The 26,782-nt window shown below is 51.4% G+C and carries 25 protein-coding genes; 10 read left to right on the top strand and 15 right to left on the bottom strand.

The window, feature by feature from the left end:
• Window position 1 precedes the first annotated feature (1 nt).
• The 11 genes from D515_RS14970 to gspC all read right to left on the bottom strand — a co-directional run bounded on the left by D515_RS14970 (window position 2) and on the right by gspC (window position 10,417).
• The gene (locus tag D515_RS14970; RefSeq protein ID WP_002539744.1) at window positions 2–487 is read right to left on the bottom strand and encodes a type II secretion system protein M; all 486 of its coding nucleotides are present in this window, start codon (window positions 485–487) and stop codon (window positions 2–4) included.
• On the bottom strand, window positions 484–1,692 hold the full coding sequence (gene gspL / locus D515_RS14965; protein ID WP_002539743.1) for a type II secretion system protein GspL: 1,209 nt from the start codon (window positions 1,690–1,692) through the stop codon (window positions 484–486). Before gspL ends, D515_RS14970 begins: the two co-directional genes overlap by 4 nt.
• Window positions 1,664–2,677 carry a type II secretion system minor pseudopilin GspK gene (gspK, locus tag D515_RS14960; RefSeq protein WP_002539742.1) on the bottom strand — a complete coding sequence of 338 codons (1,014 nt, stop codon included), beginning with the start codon at window positions 2,675–2,677 and terminating at the stop codon, window positions 1,664–1,666. Before gspK ends, gspL begins: the two co-directional genes overlap by 29 nt.
• The gene (gspJ, locus tag D515_RS14955) at window positions 2,674–3,315 is read right to left on the bottom strand and encodes a type II secretion system minor pseudopilin GspJ (protein ID WP_039850160.1); all 642 of its coding nucleotides are present in this window, start codon (window positions 3,313–3,315) and stop codon (window positions 2,674–2,676) included. The genes gspK and gspJ overlap by 4 nt, the downstream gene beginning before the upstream one ends.
• Window positions 3,299–3,661, bottom strand: a complete 363-nt coding sequence (gspI, locus tag D515_RS14950; protein ID WP_039850159.1) for a type II secretion system minor pseudopilin GspI — start codon at window positions 3,659–3,661, stop codon at window positions 3,299–3,301. Before gspI ends, gspJ begins: the two co-directional genes overlap by 17 nt.
• Window positions 3,658–4,215, bottom strand: a complete 558-nt coding sequence (gene gspH / locus D515_RS14945) for a type II secretion system minor pseudopilin GspH (RefSeq protein WP_039850158.1) — start codon at window positions 4,213–4,215, stop codon at window positions 3,658–3,660. The genes gspI and gspH overlap by 4 nt, the downstream gene beginning before the upstream one ends.
• A gap of 3 nt (window positions 4,216–4,218) precedes the next feature.
• Window positions 4,219–4,656, bottom strand: coding sequence for a type II secretion system major pseudopilin GspG (gene gspG, locus D515_RS14940; protein ID WP_002539739.1), 438 nt, complete (start codon window positions 4,654–4,656; stop codon window positions 4,219–4,221).
• Between the two features lie 44 nt (window positions 4,657–4,700).
• Window positions 4,701–5,921, bottom strand: coding sequence for a type II secretion system inner membrane protein GspF (gspF, locus tag D515_RS14935; protein WP_002539737.1), 1,221 nt, complete (start codon window positions 5,919–5,921; stop codon window positions 4,701–4,703).
• The gene (gene gspE, locus D515_RS14930) at window positions 5,921–7,393 is read right to left on the bottom strand and encodes a type II secretion system ATPase GspE (protein WP_051997517.1); all 1,473 of its coding nucleotides are present in this window, start codon (window positions 7,391–7,393) and stop codon (window positions 5,921–5,923) included. Before gspE ends, gspF begins: the two co-directional genes overlap by 1 nt.
• Window positions 7,394–7,460: 67 nt before the next feature.
• Window positions 7,461–9,479 carry a type II secretion system secretin GspD gene (gene gspD / locus D515_RS14925; protein WP_002539733.1) on the bottom strand — a complete coding sequence of 673 codons (2,019 nt, stop codon included), beginning with the start codon at window positions 9,477–9,479 and terminating at the stop codon, window positions 7,461–7,463.
• 23 nt (window positions 9,480–9,502) lie between these two features.
• Window positions 9,503–10,417, bottom strand: coding sequence for a type II secretion system protein GspC (gspC, locus tag D515_RS14920; protein ID WP_002539731.1), 915 nt, complete (start codon window positions 10,415–10,417; stop codon window positions 9,503–9,505).
• Window positions 10,418–10,693: 276 nt separating this feature from the next.
• Here gspC and hslR point away from each other — a divergent pair, with 276 nt between their 5' ends.
• From hslR to D515_RS14900, 4 genes are all read left to right on the top strand, one after another.
• Window positions 10,694–11,104 (top strand): ribosome-associated heat shock protein Hsp15, encoded by a 411-nt coding sequence (gene hslR / locus D515_RS14915; protein WP_002539730.1) that lies wholly within the window; start codon window positions 10,694–10,696, stop codon window positions 11,102–11,104.
• A gap of 18 nt (window positions 11,105–11,122) precedes the next feature.
• On the top strand, window positions 11,123–11,998 hold the full coding sequence (gene hslO / locus D515_RS14910) for an Hsp33 family molecular chaperone HslO (protein WP_002539728.1): 876 nt from the start codon (window positions 11,123–11,125) through the stop codon (window positions 11,996–11,998).
• 312 nt (window positions 11,999–12,310) lie between these two features.
• Window positions 12,311–13,942 (top strand): phosphoenolpyruvate carboxykinase (ATP), encoded by a 1,632-nt coding sequence (pckA, locus tag D515_RS14905; protein WP_002539726.1) that lies wholly within the window; start codon window positions 12,311–12,313, stop codon window positions 13,940–13,942.
• 214 nt (window positions 13,943–14,156) lie between these two features.
• Complete coding sequence (locus D515_RS14900) at window positions 14,157–16,046, top strand: AsmA family protein (protein WP_002539725.1); 1,890 nt, start codon at window positions 14,157–14,159, stop codon at window positions 16,044–16,046.
• A gap of 13 nt (window positions 16,047–16,059) precedes the next feature.
• Here the strand turns inward: D515_RS14900 and D515_RS14895 are convergent, their stop codons facing one another.
• Genes D515_RS14895 through D515_RS14885 form a run of 3 tightly spaced genes read right to left on the bottom strand, consistent with a single transcriptional unit; the run spans window position 16,060 to window position 18,387 of the window.
• Window positions 16,060–17,004: a bifunctional GNAT family N-acetyltransferase/hotdog fold thioesterase gene (locus D515_RS14895; RefSeq protein ID WP_002539722.1), complete on the bottom strand. Its 945-nt coding sequence runs from the start codon at window positions 17,002–17,004 to the stop codon at window positions 16,060–16,062.
• A 33-nt stretch (window positions 17,005–17,037) separates the two neighbouring features.
• Window positions 17,038–17,472, bottom strand: a complete 435-nt coding sequence (gene dtd, locus D515_RS14890; protein WP_002539721.1) for a D-aminoacyl-tRNA deacylase — start codon at window positions 17,470–17,472, stop codon at window positions 17,038–17,040.
• A gap of 21 nt (window positions 17,473–17,493) precedes the next feature.
• Window positions 17,494–18,387, bottom strand: coding sequence for a virulence factor BrkB family protein (locus tag D515_RS14885; RefSeq protein WP_002539719.1), 894 nt, complete (start codon window positions 18,385–18,387; stop codon window positions 17,494–17,496).
• A gap of 42 nt (window positions 18,388–18,429) precedes the next feature.
• On the opposite strand from D515_RS14885, the gene D515_RS14880 reads away from it, so the two are divergent.
• Together D515_RS14880 and D515_RS14875 are read left to right on the top strand one after the other, a co-directional pair.
• Window positions 18,430–19,065 (top strand): DUF2959 domain-containing protein, encoded by a 636-nt coding sequence (locus D515_RS14880; protein ID WP_002539717.1) that lies wholly within the window; start codon window positions 18,430–18,432, stop codon window positions 19,063–19,065.
• Window positions 19,066–19,203: 138 nt separating this feature from the next.
• Window positions 19,204–19,452 carry a GlsB/YeaQ/YmgE family stress response membrane protein gene (locus D515_RS14875; protein ID WP_002539716.1) on the top strand — a complete coding sequence of 83 codons (249 nt, stop codon included), beginning with the start codon at window positions 19,204–19,206 and terminating at the stop codon, window positions 19,450–19,452.
• A gap of 69 nt (window positions 19,453–19,521) precedes the next feature.
• Here D515_RS14875 and typA read toward each other — a convergent pair whose 3' ends face one another.
• Window positions 19,522–21,351: a translational GTPase TypA gene (typA, locus tag D515_RS14870; protein ID WP_002539714.1), complete on the bottom strand. Its 1,830-nt coding sequence runs from the start codon at window positions 21,349–21,351 to the stop codon at window positions 19,522–19,524.
• Window positions 21,352–21,974: 623 nt separating this feature from the next.
• Between typA and glnA the strand changes: the two genes are divergently transcribed.
• The 4 genes from glnA to glnG all read left to right on the top strand — a co-directional run bounded on the left by glnA (window position 21,975) and on the right by glnG (window position 26,652).
• The gene (gene glnA, locus D515_RS14865) at window positions 21,975–23,384 is read left to right on the top strand and encodes a glutamate--ammonia ligase (protein WP_002539711.1); all 1,410 of its coding nucleotides are present in this window, start codon (window positions 21,975–21,977) and stop codon (window positions 23,382–23,384) included.
• Between the two features lie 121 nt (window positions 23,385–23,505).
• Window positions 23,506–24,069, top strand: coding sequence for a DUF4124 domain-containing protein (locus tag D515_RS14860; RefSeq protein ID WP_039850157.1), 564 nt, complete (start codon window positions 23,506–23,508; stop codon window positions 24,067–24,069).
• Window positions 24,070–24,189: 120 nt separating this feature from the next.
• Window positions 24,190–25,236, top strand: a complete 1,047-nt coding sequence (glnL, locus tag D515_RS14855; RefSeq protein ID WP_002539708.1) for a nitrogen regulation protein NR(II) — start codon at window positions 24,190–24,192, stop codon at window positions 25,234–25,236.
• Window positions 25,237–25,245: 9 nt separating this feature from the next.
• Complete coding sequence (glnG, locus tag D515_RS14850) at window positions 25,246–26,652, top strand: nitrogen regulation protein NR(I) (protein WP_002539706.1); 1,407 nt, start codon at window positions 25,246–25,248, stop codon at window positions 26,650–26,652.
• Window positions 26,653–26,782 lie beyond the last annotated feature (130 nt).

Below are 26,782 nucleotides of genomic sequence, written 5' to 3'. Positions count from 1 at the left end.
CTTACCCTCTTCCCAGTTGCAGTCGTTTTACTTCAACGACACCCTGAGTGTCGGTTTTGCCCACATCAATAAACTTCACTTCGACGCCGTGATTAATCGATAGGTAGTCAAGCCAGCTGATAAGTGAATTGAATGGCATCGGCTTCAGCCACACTTGAATCTCTTCCTGCTGAGGCTGCAAACGCACAATTTCGAGGTTATAACGCTTAACTGACGTGGTCACAGACTGGTTAAGTGGGAGGGCGCTCACCTGACTGCTGTTTCCAGCCACACGGCGCAACGCTTGGATTTCGGCGGCTTTGCCATCCACCCAACTCAGCAAGCTACGCTCGCTATTCAAGCGCTGTTGGGCTTGCTCGGCACGCTCTTGTAATGGACTGACGACACCCCAGTAAAGAACACCCACAACCAACACTGCGCTTGCGACACTCAGCAAACGTTGCTCGCGGCGGGAGAGGCCTTTCCAATAAGCAATCAATGCGTTCATGATGGCTCCTTACGCAATACAAAGGCGCCGGTCACGGTTTGCTGATCGCGGCTTAGCTGCCCCAGCTCCGTGTTGTATTTGGTCGACAAGGCTTCACGCAATTTTTCGAAGTCTCCGAAATCCTTTCCACGCGCATTCAAACGAAGCTCCCCACGATCCTGATCGAACCGAAGCGCATCAAGCTGGATGCCCGGCGCAGATTCTAACAGTGGGCCTAATTCGGACATCCACACCATCACGCCTGATTGGTTGCCACCACCGGAGAGTCTGCTCACTTCCCCTTCTATGATGCGTCGCATATAACTGGTGGTTGGAATACGTTGGTTCTGTGGCAGAAGTGCGCGCACTTTCGCTTCGCTTTGCTCGCGGTATTGCGCAGCTTGTGCTTCCATCTGGTAGATGTCTGCGATTTTCTCGCCACCCAGCACGGCCAATAACACGGCTGCTGCAATCGCTGCGCCGCGCCAAGGTTTGAGGTGTTTGTAGATTTGGTTCTGTGGTTTGTATCGTCCTGCCAGCAGGTTGTGGCGGCTTTGCATCGCCTGTTGGGCAAGAAGAAGCATCACCAGCTCACATGGTTCGGTTTTCCAGTTGTCACCCATGTCTTCCGGGACATCTGAATAGCTGTAGACGGTTTTAATACCGCCATCCTCTTCATGGAGGCTGTTAATGCTTTGCATCCAAACTGGCAGCCAGCCTTCTTCGACGGCGCTGCCCTCTGTTTCGCCGGTGCGCATCAGCCAGCGATGGCTCAGATTCGCCGCACTGTAGCCATCATCATGCATTGGCAAACACAAGCAATCCGGCACCAGCTTACGAACGTGCAGTCCAGCGTCAGTCAAGTCGTCCAGCCAACGCTGTAATAGCTTGTGCTCGACCACAGCAACATTGGCAAGCTCGCCGCTTTTCCCCAGCAAGGTGATATGAACCTGATCAACATCCTGTGCCAAGTCATCTTCTAAAAGGAAGGGTAAAACGGTGTCGAGCTGGCGTTCACTTCCCGCAGGAATCATCGCGGTAGTCAGCGTGATAGCAGCACTGTCAGCCAATGCCACCACGTCCCGCTCAGCCGCATAATCCGTCAGCTGTGACAAGCTCTCGGCTTCACCAGAAGCAATCACTTCCTGCTGGGCTGGCGACCAGACCAGCCAGGGGATCAACTCCTGCGGATCACTGTTAAGCCTGATTGTCAGGATCTCGCTCACTCATTCCTCCAAAGCGACGACGGATAACGGTTACCGCGCCGTTGTCATCCCTCTGCAGCAAAGAGCGCAGTCTTAGCGTCACGCTGTCGAGGGTAATTTCTGTATCCAATTCAAAGTAGCGGCTGCGCACATCCAAATATTGCTGCAGTCGTTCCCTTTCATCTTGTTCAATGCCTGCCAGTACAGGCTCGGCCATAAAGCTGGCCACGTCCTGCCAGCCATCAACGGCGTTTCTTCCGTTGATCAGTTCTTTCGCCTGATCCTCACTGAGGTTCGGGTGGAAGATGGCGCTCAATATTGGCGCATCTTCCTCGGTCAGTGTATTAACGTTCACCACCAACTTATCGCTGGGAATCGCACAAAGTAGCGAACCGACTTTGTCGAACATATCTTGCGTCACGCCATTGATGGCACGCCATTCAGAGATGTCCGCGATAAAACTGTTTGGCGCAACGTGTGGCACGGGACGCGCTTCGTATTCACTGTCTTCCACGCCAAGCGGCGACTGGACATTGGTGTCGGTATCGACAAACTCCCAGGTTGCCGCCGCCGCAGTTTCCGCTTCAAAGCTGTCGATGCCCTGCGATTCAATTAGCTGTTGAAACGACACCACCATTTTAGGGTTAGTGCCATTTTCTGTCGGTTTCACACTGCGAAGTCCGTTGACGTTAAAACACGCCTGTCGGTCGTAAACATTACCCGTCGCCTGACCACCATCGAGCGGATAAACCTGATCACGCACTGCCCACGGCTGACTGAGGGTCACAGTATCGTTACTGTCGAAGCTTTCCTCGATACCGAAACGGGCCAAAGATTCAACCGATTGAGCGTACCAGTAGGCCTGCTGATATCGCACCTGACTTTCAGCCCGGTTAAAGTTCACAAACATCCTACCCGACATGCTGACCGCAACCGTGGTCATCAATGCCATGATGAGTAGCACGACCAAAAGGGCAACGCCGCGTTGTGACTGACGCTTCATCATGGCGTATTCCCCACCGGCGGTGCCAGAGTTTGTCCTGGCAGCAGATAAATACGGGTTAGCTCACCGTAGCGCTCGGTATCCAACGTCACCCGGATGGCTTTTGGCATTTCGAGCGGCGTGTCCCAATCGCGTTTCCAGCCATCTGAGCCCTGCACCTCAAACTTAATGTCTGTCACACCCTCAAGCAAAGGCATGGAAGCAGGTTCCGTCGCTGAGCTGTCATCCGGGTACATCCAGCGAATGCGCTCCAGCGTGTCATCCTGAATGCGATAACCCACCTTCACCACTTCTCCACGAGGGAAAAGCTGTTGTGGGTTAATCCAGCCACCGCGTACAAATCGGATCCCCTGCGATTCTGAATCCAGTAAATCGTCACCAAATTCCAACAAGGTTTCTTTAGCTTCGTCGCCACCATTTCGATATTGGCGTGCCAGCATCTGACGGAAATCGCTGTCCATGATCAAAAGTGTGCGTTGCAGGCTTTTTAGTGCATTGCCCACTTCTTCTGTCTGTATGTTGCTGTTAATGACGTTCCTGAAAATCTGATTCGCCGCCAGACTCAGGGTGGCAAAGATCATCAAGGCCAGCAGCACTTCAATCAGGGTAAACCCCTTCGCTCTCTTAGTTCGCAGGCACATATGTCCTCACCGATACCAGAGAGCCTTGACGACGCTCATCCGCCCAGACAATCACATCTACCGCCCGAAGCAGGTTGTCAGAGGTCGGGATAGGTTTCACCGTCCAGAACCACTCGCGTCCTGCCATTTTCGTGCTGCCATTTTTCGCCGATGTCACTGGTTTGTCTTCCAGCACAAACAGCGCCAGCTGATTGTCTGCCACCATGGACGCAAAGGTTTTTTCTTCCAATACGCCCAAAGAATTAACATGTTGGCCAGTGGCATTAAGCACCGCCATTGCCGCCACGGCGAATACCGCCATGGCCACCAAAACTTCAATGAGGGTAAAGCCGCGACGCTTTCTCACTCTTTATCCTCATTCAAGTTCTTCACTTCGAATGTTGCCACATCATTGCCTTTCACCTGCCAGAGGCGCTTTTTGTCCGCCACGACGGTCAGGGTAAATGGGATAATTTCACCGTTCCCCATCAGGACAACCTGAGGCTGGGGCGGTTTGTTCTCCTCGTCCGCAAACATCTCTTCGTCGAACAGGCTTTCTCTGTCGAACAGACGATCTTCTTCAGACACAAAGCCACTGACTTCTAAATCAAGCACCAGCCCTTCGGGCAAGGTAACAGACGTAATGTTTCGCTCTTGCTCTACCGGCTCCCAATCCTCACGGGTCAGGCGAAGAAGCTGGTAACCGTCTTTTTCGACGTTGAGGCCAAACGTCTGACCTGTCAGCAAGGACTGCTCTGTCCAAAGCTGAATGAGCTGGAAGAAGCGCTGGGCTTCTTCCTTGGCTTCATCACTTTTGTTTTGTGGAAGATTGGGCACCACGATGACAGCGCTGATTGCCAGCAGCACCATCACCAGCAGGATTTCCAGCAATGTAAACCCGGACGGGCGCCCTCTTCTCATCGATTAGTTGATGTCCAGCATGTTCCAGTTGCCGATGTCCTGATTCACGCCTTCACCGCCTTCCTGACCATCAGCACCCAGCGTGAAGATATCGACTGTGCCGTGCTCACCCGGATTCAGGTATTGGTACTGGTTGCCCCAAGGATCTTGTGGCAGACGTTTGATGTAACCATCCTGACGGTAGTTACGTGGCTCTGGCGACGAAGACGGTTTTGACACCAATGCATCCAGGCCCTGATCGGTGGTTGGGTAAACGCTGTTATCCAGGCGGTACATATCCAGCGCATTTTCCAGTGCACTGATATCGGTGACGGCTTTTTGTTGGTCAGCTTTGTCTTTGTTACCCAGCAGGTTTGGTACCACCAAACTTGCCAGTACACCCAAAATAACGATAACAACCATGATTTCCAGCAGGGTGAAGCCCTGTTGACGACGTTGCATTTTCTATCTCTCCTGAAAAAACACTGCTTAGCAGCGAGTTGTGGTTACACGCCCACGATATTGTTGAGCTGGATAATTGGCATTAAGGTTGCCACGACAATAAACAGTACGATTAGCGCCATCACAATGATGAGCAATGGCCCGAAGATCCCCAAAGCGATGTTGACCTGAGATTCGAAGTCTCTGTCCTGATTGTCAGCCGCGCGGGTCAGCATTTGCTCAAGCTCACCACTTCGCTCACCACTGGCAATCATGTGTAACATCATGGGTGGAAACAGTTTCGACTTTTCCAGCGATACCCTAAGGCTCGCCCCTTCCCGGACGCGATCAGACGCTTCCAGAACTTTACTTTTTACCCAGGTATTGGTCATCACGTCTGCCGCAACCTTCATCCCATCCAACAAAGGAATGGCGCTTGAAGTACAAATCGACAGAGTACGGGCAAAGCGTGAGGTATTCAGCCCCCGCGCAACCCGCCCAACTACAGGCATACCAAGTACGCTTCTATCCCAGCCTAGGCGCCGCTCTGCGTTTCTGAGCATCACACGAAACAGTACGAACAAAGCCACCGAGACACCCAGCACCAACAGTCCCCAATTGGTGACGAAATCGCTCGCCGCGAGCAATATTTTGGTGATGTTTGGCAGCTCAGCCCCGGTTTGCAGAAACTGGCCCACGATGTCCGGCACCACGGTTGCCAGCAAAAAGGCAACGATACCAATCGCAGCGACCGTCAGTACCATGGGGTAAACCATGGCCTGAATCAGTTTGTTCTTCACTTGCTGGCGGTTTTCCACGTAATCGGCGAGACGCTCAAGCACAGGGCCGAGATGACCGGATTTCTCACCGGCCGCCACCATGGCGCGGAACAGTTGGTCAAACACATGAGGGTAATCGCCAAGGCTGTCAGAAAGCGTGTAGCCTTCGACCACCCTTGCACGCACGCCGGTGAGCATGTTCTTGAGTCGCTGCTTTTCCGATTGGTCGGCAACAGCTTTGATACATTCTTCCAATGGCATGGCAGCCTGCACCAATGTGGCGAGCTGACGGGTCAGCAGCGCCAGTTCGTTGGTACTGATCCCGCGTTTGAATCCGACAGAAGCAGATTGCTTTTGCTGCTCTTTTTCATGCGTTTGCGCCACTTCCATCGGCACCAACGACTTCTCACGCAGCATTTGGCGCGCCTGACGCGCCGTGTCTGCTTCAATAACGCCTTTAACGGTGCGGCCTTTGGCATTTAACGCTTTGTATTCAAACGCTGCCATTAGCCCTCCCGCGTCACACGCAGGACTTCTTCCAGCGTGGTCTGGCCCTTGCGAACTTTCATCAGGCCATCAGCACGGATACTCGGCGTGGACTCACGAACATAACGTTCAATCGCCTGCTCGCCCGCTTCGTTATGGATGAGTTCCTGAACCTGAGTATCAACCACCAGAAGCTCGTGGATACCGGTACGGCCGCGATAACCTTTGTGATTACACTTCTTACAGCCCTTGGCTTTGTATAACGTCAGGGGTTCGTTTTCAGACAGCTCAAACCAGGCTTTGCTTTGAGCATCCGCTTCGTAAGGTTCTTTACAATCCGGACACAGGGTACGCACCAGTCGTTGTGCCAGCACGCCAAGCAGCGACGAAGACACAAGGAAAGGCTCGATGCCCATGTCACGAAGACGGGTCACTGCACCGACTGCGGTATTGGTGTGAAGCGTCGACATCACAAGGTGACCCGTCAGGGACGCCTGCACCGCGATTTGCGCGGTTTCAAGGTCACGGACCTCACCAACCATCACCACATCCGGGTCCTGACGCAAAATGGCGCGAAGACCGCGGGCGAAGGTCATATCCACCTTGGTGTTCACCTGTGTCTGGCCGATGCCATCGATATCAAATTCGATAGGGTCTTCGACCGTCAGAATGTTTCGCTCTGCACTGTTTAGCTCCGTCAGACCTGCATACAGCGTGGTCGATTTACCCGAGCCTGTCGGACCGGTCACCAGCAAAATGCCGTGCGGGCGTTTGATAAGATGCTGGAAGTTGTCGTGAACAGCCGGAGTCATACCCAGACTTTCCAAATCAAGCTGAGTAGCGTTTTTATCGAGAAGACGCAGCACTACGCGCTCGCCGTGGGATGACGGCATGGTCGATACACGCACATCTACCGCACGTCCACCGATACGCAGTGAAATACGGCCATCCTGTGGCACGCGCTTCTCTGCAATATCGAGTCGCGCCATGACCTTGATACGTGAAACCAAAAGCGGCGCCAGCTTGCGGCTAGGACTTAATACCTCACGCAGCACACCATCTACACGGAAGCGGATAGACAGGCTCTTCTCGAAAGTTTCGATGTGGATATCGGAGGCCGTTTCTTTGATGGCCTCGCCGAGCATGGCGTTGATGAGCTTGATGATGGGTGCATCATCTTCCGATTCCAGCAAATCCTCGCTCTGCGGCAGCTCTTCGGCCAGCGCAAAGAAATCGTCACTATCAGCGCCGATGTCTTCCATTAATTGCTGGGCTTCGGAAGAGTCACGCTGATAAAGCTGGGTCAGCTTAGGCTCGAAATCTTCTGAGCGCAGCTGGATCGGTGTAAAGCCATGACCGAGCACGCGGCGTACTTCATTCAGCACCGCAGGTTTTGGCTGGTCACGGTAGTACAGCAGGAAACCGTTCTCTGTTCGCTCCACCACCACGCCATGGCGCTTGGCAAAGCCAAATGGCAGCCGTGTGGCTACCATTGGGGCATCAAGGTCCTGAGCCAGTTCTGCTTCGACTTCCGTATCCTGGGACAGCAATTCCATGGCCTTACCTCAGCTCAGCCATAATGGCGCGTACTTCCGCAGGCATGGTCAAATCAGAGCCAAATTCCGGCAATACTGGCGTTGTCACGCCCGGCATCAACTTCACTTCTTCCTGTGCACGGAAAATCTGCTCGGCGCGGATGTAGTTGTACTTACGCTGTGTGATGCCATCTGCGGTCAGACCGGTGCGGATGATCGTCGGTTTGATGAACAGCATCAGGTTACGCTTGGTTTTGCCTGACGAGGTAGATTTGAACAAGTGGCCGAGGATAGGAATATCACCCAGCAATGGAACCTTCTGCTCACTCTCGTTGGTTTGCTCGTCAATCAGACCACTCAACACAATCATTTGCTGATCTGCCGCCAGTACCGAAGTATTGATTTGACGCTTACCAAAGCGGATATCGACGGCGCCACTTGCGCCCAATACGTTCGAAATTTCCTGTTCGATGTTGAGCTGTACGGAATCACCTTCGTTGATTTGTGGGGTAATCTTCAGCTTCACACCAACATCTTTACGCTCAACAGTCTGGAATGGGTTGTCGTTGTTGGAACCTGTGGCAGAGCCCGTCACAACAGGCACTTCCTCACCCACGATGAATGAAGCTTCTTCGTTATCCAATACCATCAGGCTTGGCGAAGAAAGGATGTTGGAATCACTGTTGGTCGACACTGCAGTCACCAGAGCAGTCCAGTCACCAAATACCACACCAGCAGCGAGGCCACTGACGCCACCCAACACTTCTGCAATCGCCGTTGGGTCGCCAGACTCAGTAATTGGCACCTGAACCAGGTTGTTATTGTTGTCGAAGCGCGACTCTGTCGTTGTGGTGTCTTTCGCTTCTTCCTGAGCGGCCAGATAATTGGTAATTGGTACGCCAGTATTACCAAACTGGATACCACCACCGTCCAGTGAGCCCCACTGAATACCGAGATTTGCACCGTCGCTTTCTGACATTTCGACGATCATCGCTTCAATCAGAACTTGGGCACGGCGAATATCCAGCTGCGAAATCACGCCTTCCAAAGCACGCATAATGTCTGGTGGCGCAGTAATGACCAATGAGTTTGTGCCTTTATGCGCAGAAATCTTTACGTCGCCACCCACGCTGGCAGCAGCCTTCTGACCGCCCTGTTTCTCAGCAATCAAGTTTTCAGATACGCCCTGAAGCACATCAACAACATCTTCGGCCTTGGCGTAACGCAGATAAATAACGCGGTTATTACCAACGGTTGCCATTTCACGGTCAAGCTGGGAAATCAGACGGCGAATGCGATCGCGTACCTGCGGCTCACCGGAGATCAGTACGGAGTTGGTGCGCTCATCGGCAACGAAACTTGGCTGCAATAGCGCTGGAGTGTTCTTGCCGTCGCCTTGCTTATTCAGGCTTTCAACAATACGCACCATTTCTGATGCCGAAGCATGCTTGAGGTTAACGACCTCAACTTCTTTGTTACCCGCTTGGTCAACGCGCTCAATGATGTCAGCCAAACGGTTTACTACCGCTGCACGGCCTGTGATCATGATGACATTTGCTGGGTCATAGTGAACCACGTTACCGGCACCGGCATTATCAATCAGCTGACGCAGCAACGGAGACAGTTCACGTACAGAGACGTTTTTCACTGAGACAACGCGGGTCACAACCGCATCGCCCTGAATATTGTCATTGTCGCCCACGACTGGAATTGCCGATTGCTTGGCGTCTTTGTCACGCACCACTTTCAGCACACCGTTTTCCATTTCGACCACAGCAAAGCCGTAAACCGACAGTACGTTGAGGAAAAATTGGTAGTACTGATCTTCATTCAGCACGTCGTAGCTGCGCACGTTCACTTTACCGCGCACCGCTGGGTCAACAATGATGGTCTTTTCGAGGTTGCGTCCGACAATCTCGATAAATTCCTGGATATCTGTTCCCTTGAAACTGGCACTGAATTCGGCAGCCCAAGCTCCCATGCTTTGCATGGCAAGCACACCTGCAACTAACCAGGATGTTTTACGTTTTTTCCACGTATTCACTTCGTTCTCCGTTTCCAGTCCAGTTACAGACCGATATAAATTTCGTGCAATTGACCGTCACGCTGGACGGTAAGGCTGATTTCAGAGGCATCAGACAAGCTTTGCCAGATACGGTTCATTTCTGCTGGGTTGGTCAAGTCAGCACCATTGATACCCACAGCAATGTCACCGGATTGAAGACCCGCCTGTTCGAACAGTCGGCTGTCTCCACCTGGCCCAAGGCGATAACCCACCAGCCCTTCTTCGTTTCTCTCTTGAGACAGTGTGATGTATTTCAGCAATGCTTGCGGATTATTCATGATTTCTGCTTTCACATTGCTCAGGTCAGCTTCACCCGTGTTCTTTGGAATATTCGGTTTGCTTTGCGCTCGAGTGGGCGCTGGGGAAGAGCTGGACTGGTTGTAATCGACCCCCGCTAGCATCAGCGCTTCATCACGCCCATTGTTTCGCAAAATAACGCGATCGGTTTGCACCTGACGAAGAATAACCCGCGTCCCCTCTATCGCTTCACCAATGCCGTAGGTTTTTTGCGAGCCACGGTTGGCTATCACAGCTAAACCGCGATCAGGTTCAGAACTAGCGACCAAGCCCACCAAGGTCAGATTCAGGCGGGTACGAGGAGCCTCGACGACAGGTTCAGGTTTTTTCTCGACGGGAGCGGCTTTGGCGCTATATCGGCCAAAGAAGTGACGGTTGACCAATTGGTCAAGCTGATAGGCGGGTCCCTGTGCGACAACTGTCGCCGCAGCAGCAGGCGCACCGGAAACGGCTTCAGGCGCAGAGTTGGGCACCCAAACCCATACCAGTCTTCCCAGCGTCCATGCCAGTATCAATACCAGCAAACGCGTTACCCACTTCGCGAGTGTAGCCGGGAACGCTTTTCCTAGTTGTGGTTGCGCCCAGACAGGTAAGCGCTTTATCCCAAAATTCGAAGACATGTTTTTCCTGTTACAAACATCGGCACTTCATTGCCATTCAGTCAATTGCCGCAATCTGATGCCTTTTGGCACCTTAGAATAAGAATATGAAATTGACTCACCAATTTACCTGTTTTCTTGTCCATTGCCGATAAGTGAGAACTGATTTTTGTCTGAATGATTCCATTGCGGCTTGAAAGTTAGACGAATGGACACCATATAAGAGCTCGAATTGTGATGCTGATCGTATTCAGCAAACGTGATAAGTTTAGCCCCCCGAATGTAAAGGAGTGTCTAGTGGGCTCGAAAGATAACGATTTTGATCAGGATCTGCAGGTCAGACTGGATAAATGGCTGTGGGCGGCACGTTTTTATAAAACCCGAACCATCGCCAGAAATATGATTGATGGTGGCAAGGTTCACTACAACGGCCAACGTTCCAAACCGAGCAAACTGGTAGAAATCGGCGCAGAGATCAAACTGAGACAAGGCTTTGATGAGAAAATCATCATCGTCGAACAACTGAGTGAGCGTCGCCGCGGCGCGCCGGAGGCTCAGGCCCTTTACAGTGAAACCAATGAAAGCGTGACGCGCAGGGAACAACGAAGCCTTGAGCGTCAGCTAAATGCACACAACCCAAGTCCAGATCGTCGTCCTGACAAAAAGCAGCGACGCGATATTATCAAATTTAGACACAGTAACGATTAACGCCGGAGAAGTTATCCCATGGCACAAGACAGTCTGCACCGTTACTTGTTCGATGGCGTCTCTGTACGCGGCGAACTGGTTCAACTTTCTGATTCATTCCAACAGCTGACGGGCAGCAAAAGCTATCCGGCACCGGTAAAAAACCTGCTGGGAGAGCTGATGGTAGCAACCAGCCTGCTGACAGCAACGCTGAAGTTTGAAGGCAGCATTACCGTACAAATTCAAGGTGACGGCCCAGTATCTCTGATTGTTATCAACGGTAACCACAATCAGGTGCTTCGCGGCACGGCACGCTGGAACGGCGATCTGCCAGAAACCGCAACCCTGCCAGAACTCATGGGTAAAGGTCACATTGTGATCACCATCGAGCCGGAGCAAGGCGAGCGCTACCAAGGCATCGTCGGTTTGGAAGGTGACACGCTTCAGGAATGTCTGGAAGATTACTTCGCACGTTCTGAACAGCTGAAAACCCGTCTATGGTTACGCACCGGGGAAGCGGACGGCCAATCAAAAGCGGCTGGCATGCTGTTGCAAGTATTGCCGGATGGCATGGGCAAAGAAGACGATTTCGATCATCTGGCAAAACTGACTGAGACAGTGAAAAACGAAGAGCTGTTCTCGCTGGAAGCGCAGGAAGTATTATACCGTCTTTACCACCAAGAAAATGTGAAAGTCTACGAGCCAAAAAGTGTGACATTCAAGTGTTCATGCTCGCGTGAGCGCAGCGCTTCTGCAATTGCTGCCATTGAGCGTCAGGAAGTTGAAAAAATGGTCGCTGAGACTGGAAATATCAAACTTCACTGCGACTACTGCGGTGCTGACTATGAATTCGATTCTGTTGATATTTCAGCAATTTTTGACCAAAACGGCCCTTCATCAGAAGCCGTACATTAATAATTTTCTTAAATAATTAATGGTTAAAAATCCTTCAAAAACCGGCCTCTGAGCCGGTTTTTTTCTGCCAAATCTCCACTTTTCGCAAAAAAAGTACGCTGAACGCTAACCTCTTAATTTTGTACAAATAATAACCAATCTCGTGTGGCACACATGCGCAACATGACGGTAATATTATAAGTACAGACTGGTTAAGACTATTACAAACCCTTAATTTGTTTGTGGTTATTTTTTGAGTTAACTCTCTGAATTGACTAATTCAGGTTGCTAGCATGGACGACAGTTACATTACATCTTACCCAAGGAGCACCTATGACTGTCATGAACGTCGAAAAAAAGGTTGCAAATAATATCGATTTGTCAAAACACGGCTTACACGATGTTAAAGAGATTGTTCGTAACCCTACCTATGAACAACTTTTCGTTGAAGAAACAAAGCCGGAGCTGGAAGGATTTGAGAGAGGCACTGTAACGGAGCTAGGCGCAGTGGCTGTCGATACCGGGATTTTTACCGGTCGTTCTCCCAAAGACAAATACATTGTGCGCGACAACACTACCGAAAACACCCTGTGGTGGTCAGATCAAGGAACGAATGATAATAAGCCTATCGACCAACACGTCTGGGATGACCTTAAAGCCCTCGTTACCCGCCAACTATCAGGCAAACGTGTGTTTGTGATTGATGGTTACTGTGGCGCCAACCCCGATACCCGACTGAGCATCCGCGTGATCACCGAAGTGGCCTGGCAGGCACACTTCGTGAAAAACATGTTTATCCGCCCAACCGAAGAAGAGCTGGAAAACTTTGAACCTGATTTCGTGGTCATGAACGGTGCGAAGTGCGTCAACGAGAAGTGGCAGGAGCATGGTCTGAACTCCGAAAACTTCACGGTATTCAACCTGACTGAGCGCATGCAGCTCATCGGTGGCACCTGGTACGGCGGTGAAATGAAGAAAGGTATGTTCGCGATGATGAACTACTTCCTTCCGCTCCAGGACATTGCTTCTATGCACTGCTCCGCCAACATGAACAAAGATGGCGAAGTGGCTGTCTTCTTTGGTCTTTCCGGCACGGGGAAAACCACACTATCTACCGACCCAAAACGTGCACTGATCGGTGATGACGAGCACGGCTGGGATGACAACGGCATCTTCAACTTCGAAGGTGGCTGTTACGCGAAAACCATCAAGCTCTCTAAAGAAGCTGAGCCAGACATCTATAATGCGATTCGTCGCGATGCACTGCTCGAGAATGTCACCGTTCGCAACGACGGCTCCATTGATTTCGACGACGGTTCAAAAACAGAAAATACCCGTGTTTCTTACCCGCTTTATCACATTGAAAACATTGTGAAGCCGGTATCGAAAGGCGGCCATGCTAACAAAGTGATCTTCCTGTCTGCAGATGCATTCGGCGTATTACCACCTGTATCCAAACTAACGCCTGAGCAAACCAAGTACCACTTCCTGGCTGGCTTCACCGCCAAACTGGCGGGTACTGAACGTGGCATCACCGAGCCAACGCCAACCTTCTCAGCGTGCTTCGGCAATGCGTTCCTGACGTTACACCCAACCAAGTATGCAGAAGTACTGGTGAAGCGTATGGAGGCGTCAGGTGCAGAAGCTTATCTGGTCAACACTGGCTGGAATGGCTCAGGTAAGCGTATTTCTATTAAGGATACCCGCGCGATCATCGATGCGATTCTGGACGGTTCGATTGAAGAAGCTGAAACCAAAGTGGTGCCAATCTTCAATCTGGAAGTGCCTGTGAAGCTGCACGATGTTGATCCGGATATTCTGGATCCTCGTGACACTTACGTTGACCCTCTGCAGTGGGAAAGCAAAGCCGAAGATTTGGCAAAACGCTTTATCGACAACTTTGCGAAATACACTGACACCCCAGAAGGTCAGGCGCTGGTGAAAGCAGGCCCACAGCTCAACTAACCGACCGTCGCCACAAACATAAAGATAGAAAGCCCCCTGCTCCGGGGGCTTTTTGTTTTGCAGTTTGACGGACAATCTCTAAATTCCTCCATTGCCTTGGCGCTGAAACAGATTACTGCTTGAATAACGTTGATTTTTGCGCCAACCTCAACAGAATCGCGGCGTAACACGCTGCCCCTTTCGCATCTGATAACCATAGAGAGAACACCGCCAAATGCGTTTCCTCGCCAAGTTGTTTGCCTCGCTTGTCATTATCACCTTGGTCGCATTGGGTGCGCTTATTACCGTACTCAGCACGAATTACGGTCTGCCATTGGTGCAAAAAACCGTGGCAACCCTCACGCCTTATACCTTACGTGCCAGCTCGCTGGATTACGATCTGCTCTCGCCTTTTTCCCTCACACTGATTGAACCAGAATTGGTTGAACAGGAAACAGGCAATACCCTTTACCGTGCAGGCTACGCCTCAGCAGCACTGTCGCTGTGGGACTCCATTGATGGTTCGCTGACATTGCAAAGCGTAGTGATCCGCAAAGCGACGATTGATTTAGCCGACAAAGCGGCACTTCCGGAATCACTGTCTATAAAGCATCTTGCACTGGACGATGTCGCCTACCAAAGCAGCGCGTTTGCGTTTGACCATGCCGATATTCAAATCGCCAACTGGCAAAATACCGAAGAGAAATGGGGAAGCTGGCAGGGACAGTTCCAATTCTCGACCCCCTCTCTTTCTATCGATGGCCAGACACTGACCAACCTCTTGCTCGACAGTGAGCTGAATGAGGAAAAATGGGAAATTTGGGGACTGTCGTTTAACAGCGAGTTTGGCAATATCACTGGCAGCGCTACCATCGAGAACCGCAAAGTCACACTCCACCAGCTTACATTGAGTGACGCACGTATTGAGCCTTCTAATAACCTTTCAAATCTCACTGCAATGTGGGCATCGTTGAGCGAAGATTACGATATTGCCATCAACCGCCTTGATTTGCTGGACGTCAGTGCATCTCTGGACACGCTTACCCTCGAGCATCTAAACCTCTCGGCACAATCAGTCAACTTGCAGGGCGGCGAATTGGTGTGGGCCGCCAACGATGCTTCCTCCCTGCTTTCTTTCAATGCCAATCTGATTAACTACGACACGTGGCTCTTGACCGATGTATTGGCAGAGATGTCGCTTTCCCCTTCACGTATCGAGGTCGGAGCCTTTTCCTCCAAAGTAGATGACGAGGGGTATATCTCCTTTGCCGGTGACATGACACCAGCGTCACTTTCATTGCGTTCGTTGGTGTTGAATGGCCTCACCCTTGAGCTTGAAGACGGGCTGTCCCGATCACTTTCGACGTACTGGAAGGGTTTTGACAATATCCGGTTGAACAACCTTACTGTGAGACACACGAACATCACAGTGCCAGATCCGGCTTTCCCACTGCAGGTGATGGGTCTCAACCTGAAAGGAAAAGATTTACTGCTAAGACAAGCCAGTCACAACGGGATGTGGCTAGGTGAGCTAACGGGGAGTGCTAAAGCCGCCAGCATCAACCGTATTCCGGTTTCCTCTCCGTATCTGGCTATGCGCGTCGAAGATGGCATATGGCGGCTTGACCCACTGAGCCTGACGTTTCAACAAGGCCAGCTGGCCGCTAAGGCTAATGCCGACCTAACCAATCCAAGTCGCCCTTGGCTGTTTGAAGGCACAGGACTCAGTTTGCCTACCGCCATTTATTCGCGCTGGTTAGGGCTGAACCTGCCTCTCGAAGGTGAACATGATCTCTCAGTGCGCGTCTCTGCACTGGGTGGAGATAAGGACAGTCTGGCTTACAGCCTGACCGGAGATCTCAAAGCCACACCGCACCGTACCGTGATGCTCGTTAACCAAGGAGAATCCTTCGGTCAATCTTTGTTGATGTTGTTTGCGGATAAAAGCGGGGAAGCGGAGAAAGTGGCACTGCCAGTGAGTCTTGGCGAAGTAAAAATCGCTGCCGATCGCGGCCGGATTGGGCTGGCTCCGCTCAGTTTGGTGCAGGAAGGACAGCGCTCAACGCTGTCGGGACAATGGGACCTGGTGACGGGCAATGGCGGATTATCCCATTCACGCCAGTAAACAAGTTGGAAAATCAGCCAAACAGTAATGTTTGGCTTTCAATGGTATCTGCTGCTTTTTCCTGCTCAGGAACCAGCATGTAGGTGCCTGTGAAGGTCCCCGCCACTTCATCACCACTGTAGAAAGTGACTTCCAGTTTCACCCGGGCTTTGCGGCCGTTTTCAAGGCGATCGAGATCGCCACTTAACCCATCAAGAGAGACCACAGCGCGCGGACGTTCCAGAATCGGCCGACGGTATCGGATATGGCTGTCAGCCAGCACGATGCTTGCTGACAACTGACGCTCTTTCATCAGCAGCCATACCATCCCCCAGCCAGCGAGGGTTGCCATGCTAAACACACTGCCTGCGAACATAGAGTCATGGGGATTAAGGTTGGCATTGAGCAGCGCGCAAATTTCAAAGCGGTAGCCGGTAAACTGATTGATGCGGATACCCATTTTGTCGCTGATAGGGATTTGCTGTTCCCAGCGCTGCTGAAGCTCGTGACACCATTCCGGGCGGCGCACGACATCGGACATCATATCGAGGGTTTTCAGCATCTGTTGGTGGCGCACAGGGCCGCGCTCTTCACTGAGCTCGCCCTGATTGACAAAACCGTTCTGGCTATAGAAACCAATGGCGTCTTCACGGGCGTTACAGACCAGTCGTTTCGCGCCTTCCTGGCGTGCCAGCGATTCCAGCGTCATCAGAATAAGTGCACCCAAACCACGCTGACGATATTGCGGAGCCACAGCCATGTAGCGGATTTGACCGTCGTTGTCCGGTGTCAGGTAAAGACGGCCAATAGCGATCGGCTCGCCTTTAGCGTCTACAATCATGCGGTGGTGAGAGCCCACATCATAGGCGTCACGTTCAGAGCCTTCCGGCAGACGCCAAGGTTCACGAAGCATCTTCCAGCGAAAATGAAAATACGCCTGAAGCTCATCATCCTTGGTAGGGGTGATTAACCGAAACATCCCGTTTCTCTCCTCGTAAACCCAACTGGGTTATTAAACCTGCAGCCAGAAAGTCACCGGACCATCGTTCACCAGGCTCACTTTCATATCGGCTGCAAACACACCATTTTCTGTTTTGACACCGCTTTCGCGACAATATTGCGAAAACAATTGATAAAGACGATCCGCTTCCGCCGGAGGCGCGCCGTTAAAACTGGGACGCATCCCTTTGTTAGTGAGAGCTGTCAGCGTGAACTGGGAAACCACCAGTACCTCTCCACCCGCCTGTTGCACGTTCAGGTTCATCTTGTCGTTTTCGTCACTGAACACGCGGTAACCCAACACCTTCTCATGCAGGCGATGCGCTTTCTTATCGTCATCGCCTTTTTCAACACCCAGCAGCACCAACAGCCCTTTGCCAATCGCACCGACGGTCTCGCCGTCAACCACCACACTGGCTTCGCTTACTCGCTGGATAAGCGCAATCATAGCAGCTCCTTTCTTATCGTCTTAATTATCAGTAAGTTGTTTTGGTTCTGAAGGAGTGGGAGTTTCCCACATCTGACGCTCGCCGAGCGAAGCGGTGATCTCAGCACCAATCAGCACGATACACCAGCTGAGATAGACCCAGACAAACAGCAAAGGGACCACAGCCAGCGCACCGTAAATCAGTTCATAGGACGGGAAATTGGTGGCATAGAAGGCAAAGCCTTTTTTGCTGAATTCAAATAGCAGAGCAGCGGATATAGCCCCGGCAGATGCATGTGCAAGACGCACCCGACAATTAGGTACCAGCGTATAGAGCCCCAAAAATGCCAGACCGGTGAGCAAAAACGGCAACCACTTCAGCAGGGTTGGCGCCCATATGTCTGCCCCATCAAGCTCAAGCAGGTTCAATGACCCCAGATAAGAGCTCACACCCAGACTGCTGCCCACCAACACAGGACCAAGGGTCAGCACCATCCAGTAAATAGAAAACGACACCACAGGCGCGCGCTTGTGCTTGATTCGCCAAATGTAGTTCAGGCTCTTGTCGATAGCGGAGATCAGCATCAAGGCCACCACAAACAGGAAGGCCACACCGACAGCAGTCATCTTACCTGCGTTAGCGACAAACTGGTTGAGGTATTGCTCCAACGCATCACCGGAGGCAGGGACAAAGTTATGCAGTACAAAAGTGCGGATCTGATCGCCGGCATCCGCAAAGCCTGGGATTAACGATAATGCTGACAGCACCACAGTGATGAGAGGTACCAGCGACAGCAAAGTGACATAAGCCATGTAACCGGCAGTCACTGTCAGGCGGTCATGAATAACACGTCGAATAAGATGCCTTGTGAAGGCGAACAGAATTTGCCCTACCTTGGGCAATGAATGCTTGAGTCGTTCCAATGCTTCAACCATAGTCTTTATTTAGAAAATTAATCATACACGAAGGAGTGTACCGTGCGCCTCATCTCCACCCTGCTTTTGTTTTTTACGCTGGCTGGCTGTCAGTCAGCTTACTACGCCACCATGGAAAAGGTTGGCGTGCATAAGCGTGACATCATGGCCGATCGCGTTGAGGCTGCTTCCGATGCACAGCAGGAAGCCAGCGAGCAGTTTACCAGTGCACTTGATGCACTCACCACTCTGACTAATTTTGATGGTGGAGAGTTACAAACAATGTACGACACCATCAACGATCAATATGAAGACAGCGAAGCTGCGGTGAAAAATGTGCGCGAGCGCATCGAAGCCGTAGAAGATGTGTCTGATGCCCTGTTTGATGAGTGGCGCGAAGAATTGTCACTCTATTCCAGTGCCACGCTTCGCCGTGACAGCGAACGTAAACTCAAGGAAACCGAACGCAGTTACGCACAAATGCTGTCTGCGATGAAAAAAGCAGAAAGCAAAATGGAGCCGGTTCTCGACACATTACGTGATAACACCCTTTACCTGAAGCACAACCTCAATGCCGCTGCGATTGGTGCTTTGAAGGGAGAGTTTGCTGGTTTAGAACATGAAATAAATCGTGCAATCAAAGACATGCAAGCCGCTATTGCAGAGTCAGAGCGCTTCCTGGCAACCCTAAAGAACTAAGGTTCATATCTCAAGGCGTCTCAATGATTTTCTCTATTTTGAAACAGACGGTGTGAGACAAACTGCCGTAATGTGTGCCCAGGCAATTTACTGCCTGCATTCAACGGTAGTACCGTTTCTCAACTTGGAGGAGAAAATATGAGCATTATTTCTTGGATCATTCTTGGCTTACTCGCAGGTATTCTCGCGAAGTGGATCATGCCAGGAAAAGACGGTGGCGGTTTCATCATCACTACCCTGCTGGGTATTGCGGGCGCCGTGGTGGGTGGCTGGGTCAGCACACTACTGGGCATTGGCACCACAACCGGTCTTAGCATTGGCGGCATCGTAATGGCAACAGTGGGCGCACTTATCCTGCTGTTTGTTTACAACAAGTTCGTCAAATAACGCAGAAAAAAAGCGATAGAGACAAAAAAGCCTCCCAACCGGGAGGCTTTTTTACGTTCCTAAGAAGGCTTACTTGCTGCCGCGGCTTGCGCGCTTACGGTCAGTTTCAGTCAGCAGTTTCTTACGGATACGGATGCTTTCTGGGGTGACTTCTACCAGTTCGTCGTCATCGATGAACTCCAGAGCCTGCTCCAGTGTGTACTTGATTGGTGAAGTCAGTACCTGTGCGTCATCAGTACCTGATGCACGTACGTTGGTCAGCTGCTTACCTTTCAGGGCGTTAACAGTCAGGTCGTTGTCACGGCTGTGAATACCGATAACCATGCCTTCGTAAACTTCAACACCGTGACCGATAAACAGACGACCACGCTCCTGCAGGTTGAACAGGGCGTTAGTCAGGGCTTTACCCGCTGCGTTCGCAATCAGTACACCGTTGTTACGCTGGCCGATGTTACCGCCTTTGTGTGGACCGTAATGGTCGTAGGTGTGGTACATCAGACCTGAACCAGAAGTCAGGGTCATGAACTCAGTCTGGAAGCCAATCAAGCCACGAGATGGCATGATGAAGTCCATACGTACACGGCCTTTACCGTCTGGAGACATGTCTTTCAGCTCGCCTTTACGCAGGCCGATTTTCTCCATGATGCCGCCCTGGTGCTCTTCCTGAACGTCAATGGTCACGGTCTCAAACGGTTCCATCAGCTGGCCATCTTCTTCTTTCAGAATAACTTCTGGACGAGATACAGCAAGCTCGAAGCCTTCACGACGCATGTTTTCGATCAAGATAGACAGGTGCAGTTCACCGCGACCTGAAACGCGGAATTTATCCGGGTCTTCAGTTTCTTCAACGCGCAGTGCAACGTTGTGCACCAGTTCTTTCTGCAGACGCTCAAGGATGTTACGTGAAGTCACGAACTTACCTTCTTTACCTGCGAAAGGAGAGGTGTTCACCTGGAAAGTCATGGTCACAGTTGGTTCGTCAACAGACAGCGCTGGCAGCGCTTCAACCGCGTTCACGTCACAGATGGTGTCAGAGATTTTCAGCTCACCCAGACCGGTGATTGCGATGATGTCACCTGCTGCTGCAGATGCAACGTCATGGCGCTCAAGGCCCAGGTAACCCAGTACCGTACCGACTTTACCGTTACGGGTCTTACCGTCAGCACCTACGATGGTCACTTGCTGGTTAGGTTTTACAGAACCACGGGTCACACGGCCAACACCGATAACGCCAACGTAAGAGCTGTAGTCCAGCTGAGAGATCTGCATTTGCAGAGAGCCGTCAGTATCAACTTCTGGTGCTGATACATTGTCAACGATAGCCTGGAACAGTGGTTCCATGTTCTCGCCGGTTTCGCCTTCTTCCAGGGTCGCCCAACCGTTCAGTGCTGATGCGTAAACCACTTGGAAGTCCAGCTGCTCGTCAGTAGCACCCAGGTTATCGAACAGGTCAAATACCTGGTCCATTACCCAGTCAGGACGCGCGCCAGGACGGTCGATTTTGTTGATAACAACGATTGGCTTCAGACCGTGTGCGAACGCTTTTTGCGTTACGAAGCGAGTTTGTGGCATTGGGCCATCAACTGCGTCAACGATCAGAAGTACAGAGTCAACCATCGACATGATACGTTCCACTTCACCACCGAAGTCGGCGTGTCCTGGGGTATCTACGATGTTGATGCGGTAATCATTCCAGTTAATCGCGGTGTTCTTCGCCAGAATGGTAATGCCACGCTCTTTCTCGATGTCGTTCGAGTCCATGACGCGTTCTTCGTGCTCGCCACGGGTTTCCAGGGTGCCAGACTGCTGAAGCAGTTTGTCAACCAGGGTGGTTTTACCGTGGTCAACGTGCGCGATGATCGCGATGTTTCTTAGTTTATCTATCTGTAAAGTAGACATGGGTTCTCTTTCACTCAAAAAAGATGTGCCGCCAAAAGCTCCGGCTTTGCCGAAAGCGCTCACCGCCACTGATTAAAAATCCGGCCGTAATTTACCAGATTTTTATTGAAAACCCACGAAATATGTGACTTAGGATCAATTTATATTCGTTCTGCCTTGTTACCGACACAAAAAGCCCACTTTGGAAGTCTGTCTCCATCCCTTATCTAATACTGCCTGCGGACGAACAGTGCGCTACATATGGGCAACATTTTTCTTCCTTATGATGGGTCGACTACTTACGTTTTTTATTGCACCACAATGGGCCGACTTTCGATCCACCTCACAGCTCCAACATTGTCTTATCCATCCCATTGTTCTGACGTTGACAACATCGCCGAACCGCTGCTGAATGAGTTGATTGGCACGCAACCCTTCCAGTTGCACCATCTTGGTGCGGACGCGCACCATAATTGATCGAAGTAACGCACTTTTTTAAGTCATTTTCGTGTAAAAGCGCGGAATGACTGGGATTTCAAACTTGGCACACTTTTAGCTTTAGTGGAGCCAGACCCATTTTTTGGTGGAACGCATAGAAGCAACTTCACCAAGTTAGAGAACAATGACACCGGAGGTTTATTCACATGTCAGTAGAAAACGTACTCGCCTTAATCCAAGAGCACGAAGTTAAGTTTGTTGACCTGCGCTTCACCGATACCAAAGGTAAAGAGCAACACATCTCAATCCCAGCACACCAGATCGACGCGGACTTCTTCGAAGAAGGTAAAATGTTCGACGGTTCATCTGTTGCAGGTTGGAAAGGCATTAACGAGTCAGACATGGTGATGATGCCTGACGCGTCTTCAGCAGTACTTGACCCATTCACGGAAGATGCAACGCTGAACGTACGTTGTGACATTCTTGAGCCAGCAACTATGCAAGGCTACGACCGTGACCCACGTTCTATCGCAAAACGCGCTGAAGACTACATGCGCTCTACCGGTATCGCAGACACTGTTCTGATCGGTCCTGAGCCAGAGTTCTTCCTGTTTGACGATGTGAAATTCGCGACTGACATGTCAGGTTCTTTCTTCAAGATTGACGACGTAGAAGCAGCATGGAACACAGGTTCTGATTTCGAAGGCGGTAACAAAGGTCACCGTCCTGGCGTTAAAGGCGGTTACTTCCCAGTAGCACCAGTTGATTCATCTCAAGACATCCGTTCAGCAATGTGTCTGGTAATGGAAGAGATGGGTCTGGTTGTTGAAGCACACCACCACGAAGTAGCAACTGCAGGTCAGAACGAAATCGCAACGCGTTTCAATACCCTGACCAGCAAAGCGGATGAAATCCAAATCTACAAGTACGTTGTTCACAACGTAGCGCACGCATTTGGTAAGACTGCGACCTTCATGCCTAAGCCACTGGTTGGCGATAACGGTTCAGGTATGCACGTTCACCAATCTCTGGCGAAAGACGGTCAAAACCTGTTCGCTGGCGACAAGTACGGCGGCCTGTCTGAAACTGCTCTGTACTACATCGGTGGTATCATCAAGCACGCTCGCGCAATCAACGCATTCGCGAACGCGTCTACCAACTCATACAAGCGTCTGGTTCCAGGCTTCGAAGCTCCTGTTATGCTGGCATACTCTGCACGTAACCGTTCTGCTTCTATCCGTATCCCAGTGGTACCAAGCCCGAAAGCACGTCGTATCGAAGTTCGCTTCGGCGATCCATCGGCTAACCCATACCTGGCGTTCGCAGCAATGCTGATGGCTGGTCTTGACGGTATTAAGAACAAGATCCACCCTGGCGATGCAATGGATAAAGACCTGTACGACCTGCCAGCAGAAGAAGCAGCAGAAATCCCAACTGTTGCTGAGTCTCTGCAGCAAGCTCTGCAAGCACTGAGCGACGACCGTGAGTTCCTGACTTCAGGCGGCGTATTCTCTGATGACTTCATCGATTCTTACATCGCGCTGAAATCTCAGGACGTTGAGAAGGTGAACATGACCACTCACCCACTGGAATTCGAACTGTACTACTCAGTGTAACTCAACGGGTTTCATACCAAATCAAAGGGCTCGCTCACAGGCGGGCCCTTTTTCTATTGTCTGGATTTCTCCCCCACGGAAAATAGGTTTGTTGGCATCCCGCCAGAAACTCAAGGAATTCATGATGCGCAAAATCGGTATGCTCCTTTTTGGTGCACTGTCTGTGTCCGCCAGTGCGGGTGAGTATTACCGCTGGGTTGATGAAAATGGCACTCTGCATTTCAGCGATTCGCCACCTTCCGCGAGTTTGGAGCTCGAGGTGGTGTTAGGTACGATTCCTCTACCTGCTCAGGGGCCATCCAATGTTGCTTCACCTGCCACGCCGGAAGCGCCGCCCATACCTGATGCCCCCGAAGCGCCGCCGCTGGCCAGCTCAATTTCCCTGCTCTCTCCGGGCGATGAAGCCACCATTCGCAGTAATGAAGGCAATATCACCCTCAATATTTCTACCGACCTGCCACTAGGGAAAAATCAATCTGTTCGCGCCGTGATTGATGGAAAGAAACAGCCCGCCTCAAAAGGTGCATCTTTAACCCTAAACAACGTTGATCGAGGCACCCACACCATAAAGGTGCAATTACTACAAGATGGCAAGGTAATTGCAGCATCCCATTCAGTTACTGTGTATCTGCATCGGGCAACCAAGAAGAAAGCACTGCCTCCGGGCAAGCCAACCCCCAGATAACACAGGCTGAGACGCTATTTGGCAGCGCTGCTGTAGAAAGCGGTTTTTCTTCGCTGCACAACAACGCACTATCGAGTAAACTGGATTGCACCATATTGGTGCAATCAAAAGGAAGGTAATGTGGCCACGCTGACCGAAACTGTTATGGATAACCTCATCACTGCGGTGTTGGTGCTTGATAATGATCTTGTTGTCACCTATGCCAACCCTGCAGCCGAGCAACTGCTCTGCCTGAGTGCACGTCGTTTACTAGAGCATCCCCTTCCCGAACTGTTGCAACACTGTTCAATCGACCTCAGCCTGGTCAAGGAAACGCTTTCTGGCGGTCAAGGGCTAACAGATAGCGATGTCACCATCGTTGTTGACGGCCACCAGCGCAAAGTCGAGCTGAGTGCCAGCCCTTTAATGTGGGCGCGCAGTCCTTCCATGCTGATAGAAATCAAAGCCATTGGTCACCAACAACAAATCAGTAAAGAGTTGCAGCAGCAGGCACAACAGCAGGCTGCCAAAGAGCTGGTGCGTGGCCTTGCCCATGAAATTAAAAACCCGCTCGGTGGCCTTCGTGGTGCGGCTCAGCTTTTAGAGAAAATGCTGCCCGACCCAAATCTTGCGGAATATACCCGCATCATCATTGAGCAGGCTGACCGCCTGCGCAATCTGGTCGACAGACTACTGGGGCCACAAAAGCCCGGTCACCGCCAGCAAGAAAACATCCACGTCATACTGGAGAAAGTTCGCCAGCTGGTTGAACTCAGTGCAGATAAAGTGGTGGTAGAGCGTGACTACGACCCCAGCCTGCCCGACATTGAGATGGATCCTGACCAGATGGAACAGGCCATTCTCAACGTGGTGAACAATGCAGCGCAAATTATGGGAGACAGCCCAAATGCTGAAATCATTCTCCGCACCCGTACTGAGCATCAAGTCGTGATTGGCGGGAAGCGCCACCGTTTGGCTGCACGTATCGATATTTCTGACAATGGTCCCGGCATTGCCCCTGAGCTCCAGGACACCTTGTTTTATCCCATGGTGTCAGGGCGCCCCGGAGGCACAGGGCTGGGACTTTCCATTACCCGAAACCTCATAGATCAGCATAAAGGCAAGATTTACGTTAATAGCTGGCCGGGACACACCACTTTCACCATTTTGTTACCCATTCGTCGCTAAGGGGAGAATATGAGCAAAGGACTAATCTGGGTCGTCGATGATGACAGCTCAATCCGCTGGGTACTGGAACGCACCCTGAGCGCAGCTGGGCTTGCTTGTGAAACTTTTGCCGACGCTGACAGCGTGCTGGATGCATTAAACCGGGAAGTCCCGGATGTACTTGTCTCTGATATCCGCATGCCGGGCACCGACGGCTTCACCCTGCTAAACCGTCTGCAATCTGAATACCCGACACTGCCAGTCATCATTATGACTGCTCACTCGGATCTGGATGCTGCAGTGAGCGCGTATCAGAAAGGGGCATTTGAATACCTGCCAAAGCCGTTTGATATTGATGAAGCTGTTGCTTTGGTTGAGCGCGCCGTTTCCCACAGTCAGGAGCAAAAACGCCAGCGCTCTCCCAAAGAAACCATGGAAGCCGCACCGGAGATTATCGGTGAAGCGCCGTCTATGCAGGAAGTTTTCCGCGCCATTGGTCGCCTTTCCCGTTCATCGATTTCCGTATTGATCAACGGTGAGTCCGGCACGGGTAAAGAGTTGGTTGCCCATGCTCTACACCGCCATAGCCCACGCGCATCAAACTCTTTTATCGCGCTTAACATGGCGGCAATCCCTAAAGACTTGATTGAGTCCGAACTGTTTGGTCACGAGAAAGGCGCCTTTACCGGTGCCAACAATGTCCGTCAGGGCCGCTTTGAGCAGGCTAATGGCGGCACCCTGTTTCTGGATGAAATCGGTGATATGCCGCTGGATATCCAAACCCGTCTGCTGCGCGTACTGGCTGATGGCCAGTTCTATCGTGTCGGTGGCCATCAGGCCATCAATGTGGATGTCCGTATCATTGCAGCAACCCACCAGAACCTCGAAAGGTTGGTGGCCGAAGGCAGTTTTCGTGAAGACTTGTTCCACCGCCTGAACGTCATTCGTGTTCACCTTCCACCGCTTCGTGAACGTCGTCAGGATATCGGTCAGCTCGCCAAACACTTTCTCAAGCGAGCTTCTGATGAGCTCGATATCGAGGTCAAATCACTGCATCCGACCACGCTGGATTTAATGTCAGGTCTTTCCTGGCCCGGTAACGTACGCCAGCTTGAAAACACCTGTCGCTGGCTGACAGTGATGGCGAGCGGTAAAGAAATTTTGCCCGAAGACTTGCCGCCAGAGCTGATGCAACCTGAATCAATGGAAAGTACCGGCGAAGGTGACAGCTGGCAGGCCGCACTATCCCAATGGGCTCGCCTGTCGCTGGATAACGGTGATGACAATCTGCTACGTGAAGCCTTGCCTGAATTTGAACGTATCTTGCTGCGTGAAGCACTCAGCCACACACGGGGGCACAAGCAGGAAGCAGCAAAACTGCTTGGTTGGGGACGTAACACCCTGACCCGTAAACTCAAAGAGCTTCAAATGCCATAAACCCAAAACAGTTCACCATTTAAACAAATTTGGTAAACAACCTTTTCAAAACCGCCTTTTTAGGCGGTTTCCTTTTCCTGCCCTACTGACGACCTTGTATTTAGTCCTTATACTTGCCAAAAGTTGATTT

Source organism: Grimontia indica (assembly GCF_000333895.2).
GTDB classification, from domain to species: domain Bacteria; phylum Pseudomonadota; class Gammaproteobacteria; order Enterobacterales; family Vibrionaceae; genus Enterovibrio; species Enterovibrio indicus.
The sequence above is the reverse complement of the archived record's forward strand: the minus strand, read 5'-3'. Positions and strand labels throughout refer to the sequence as shown.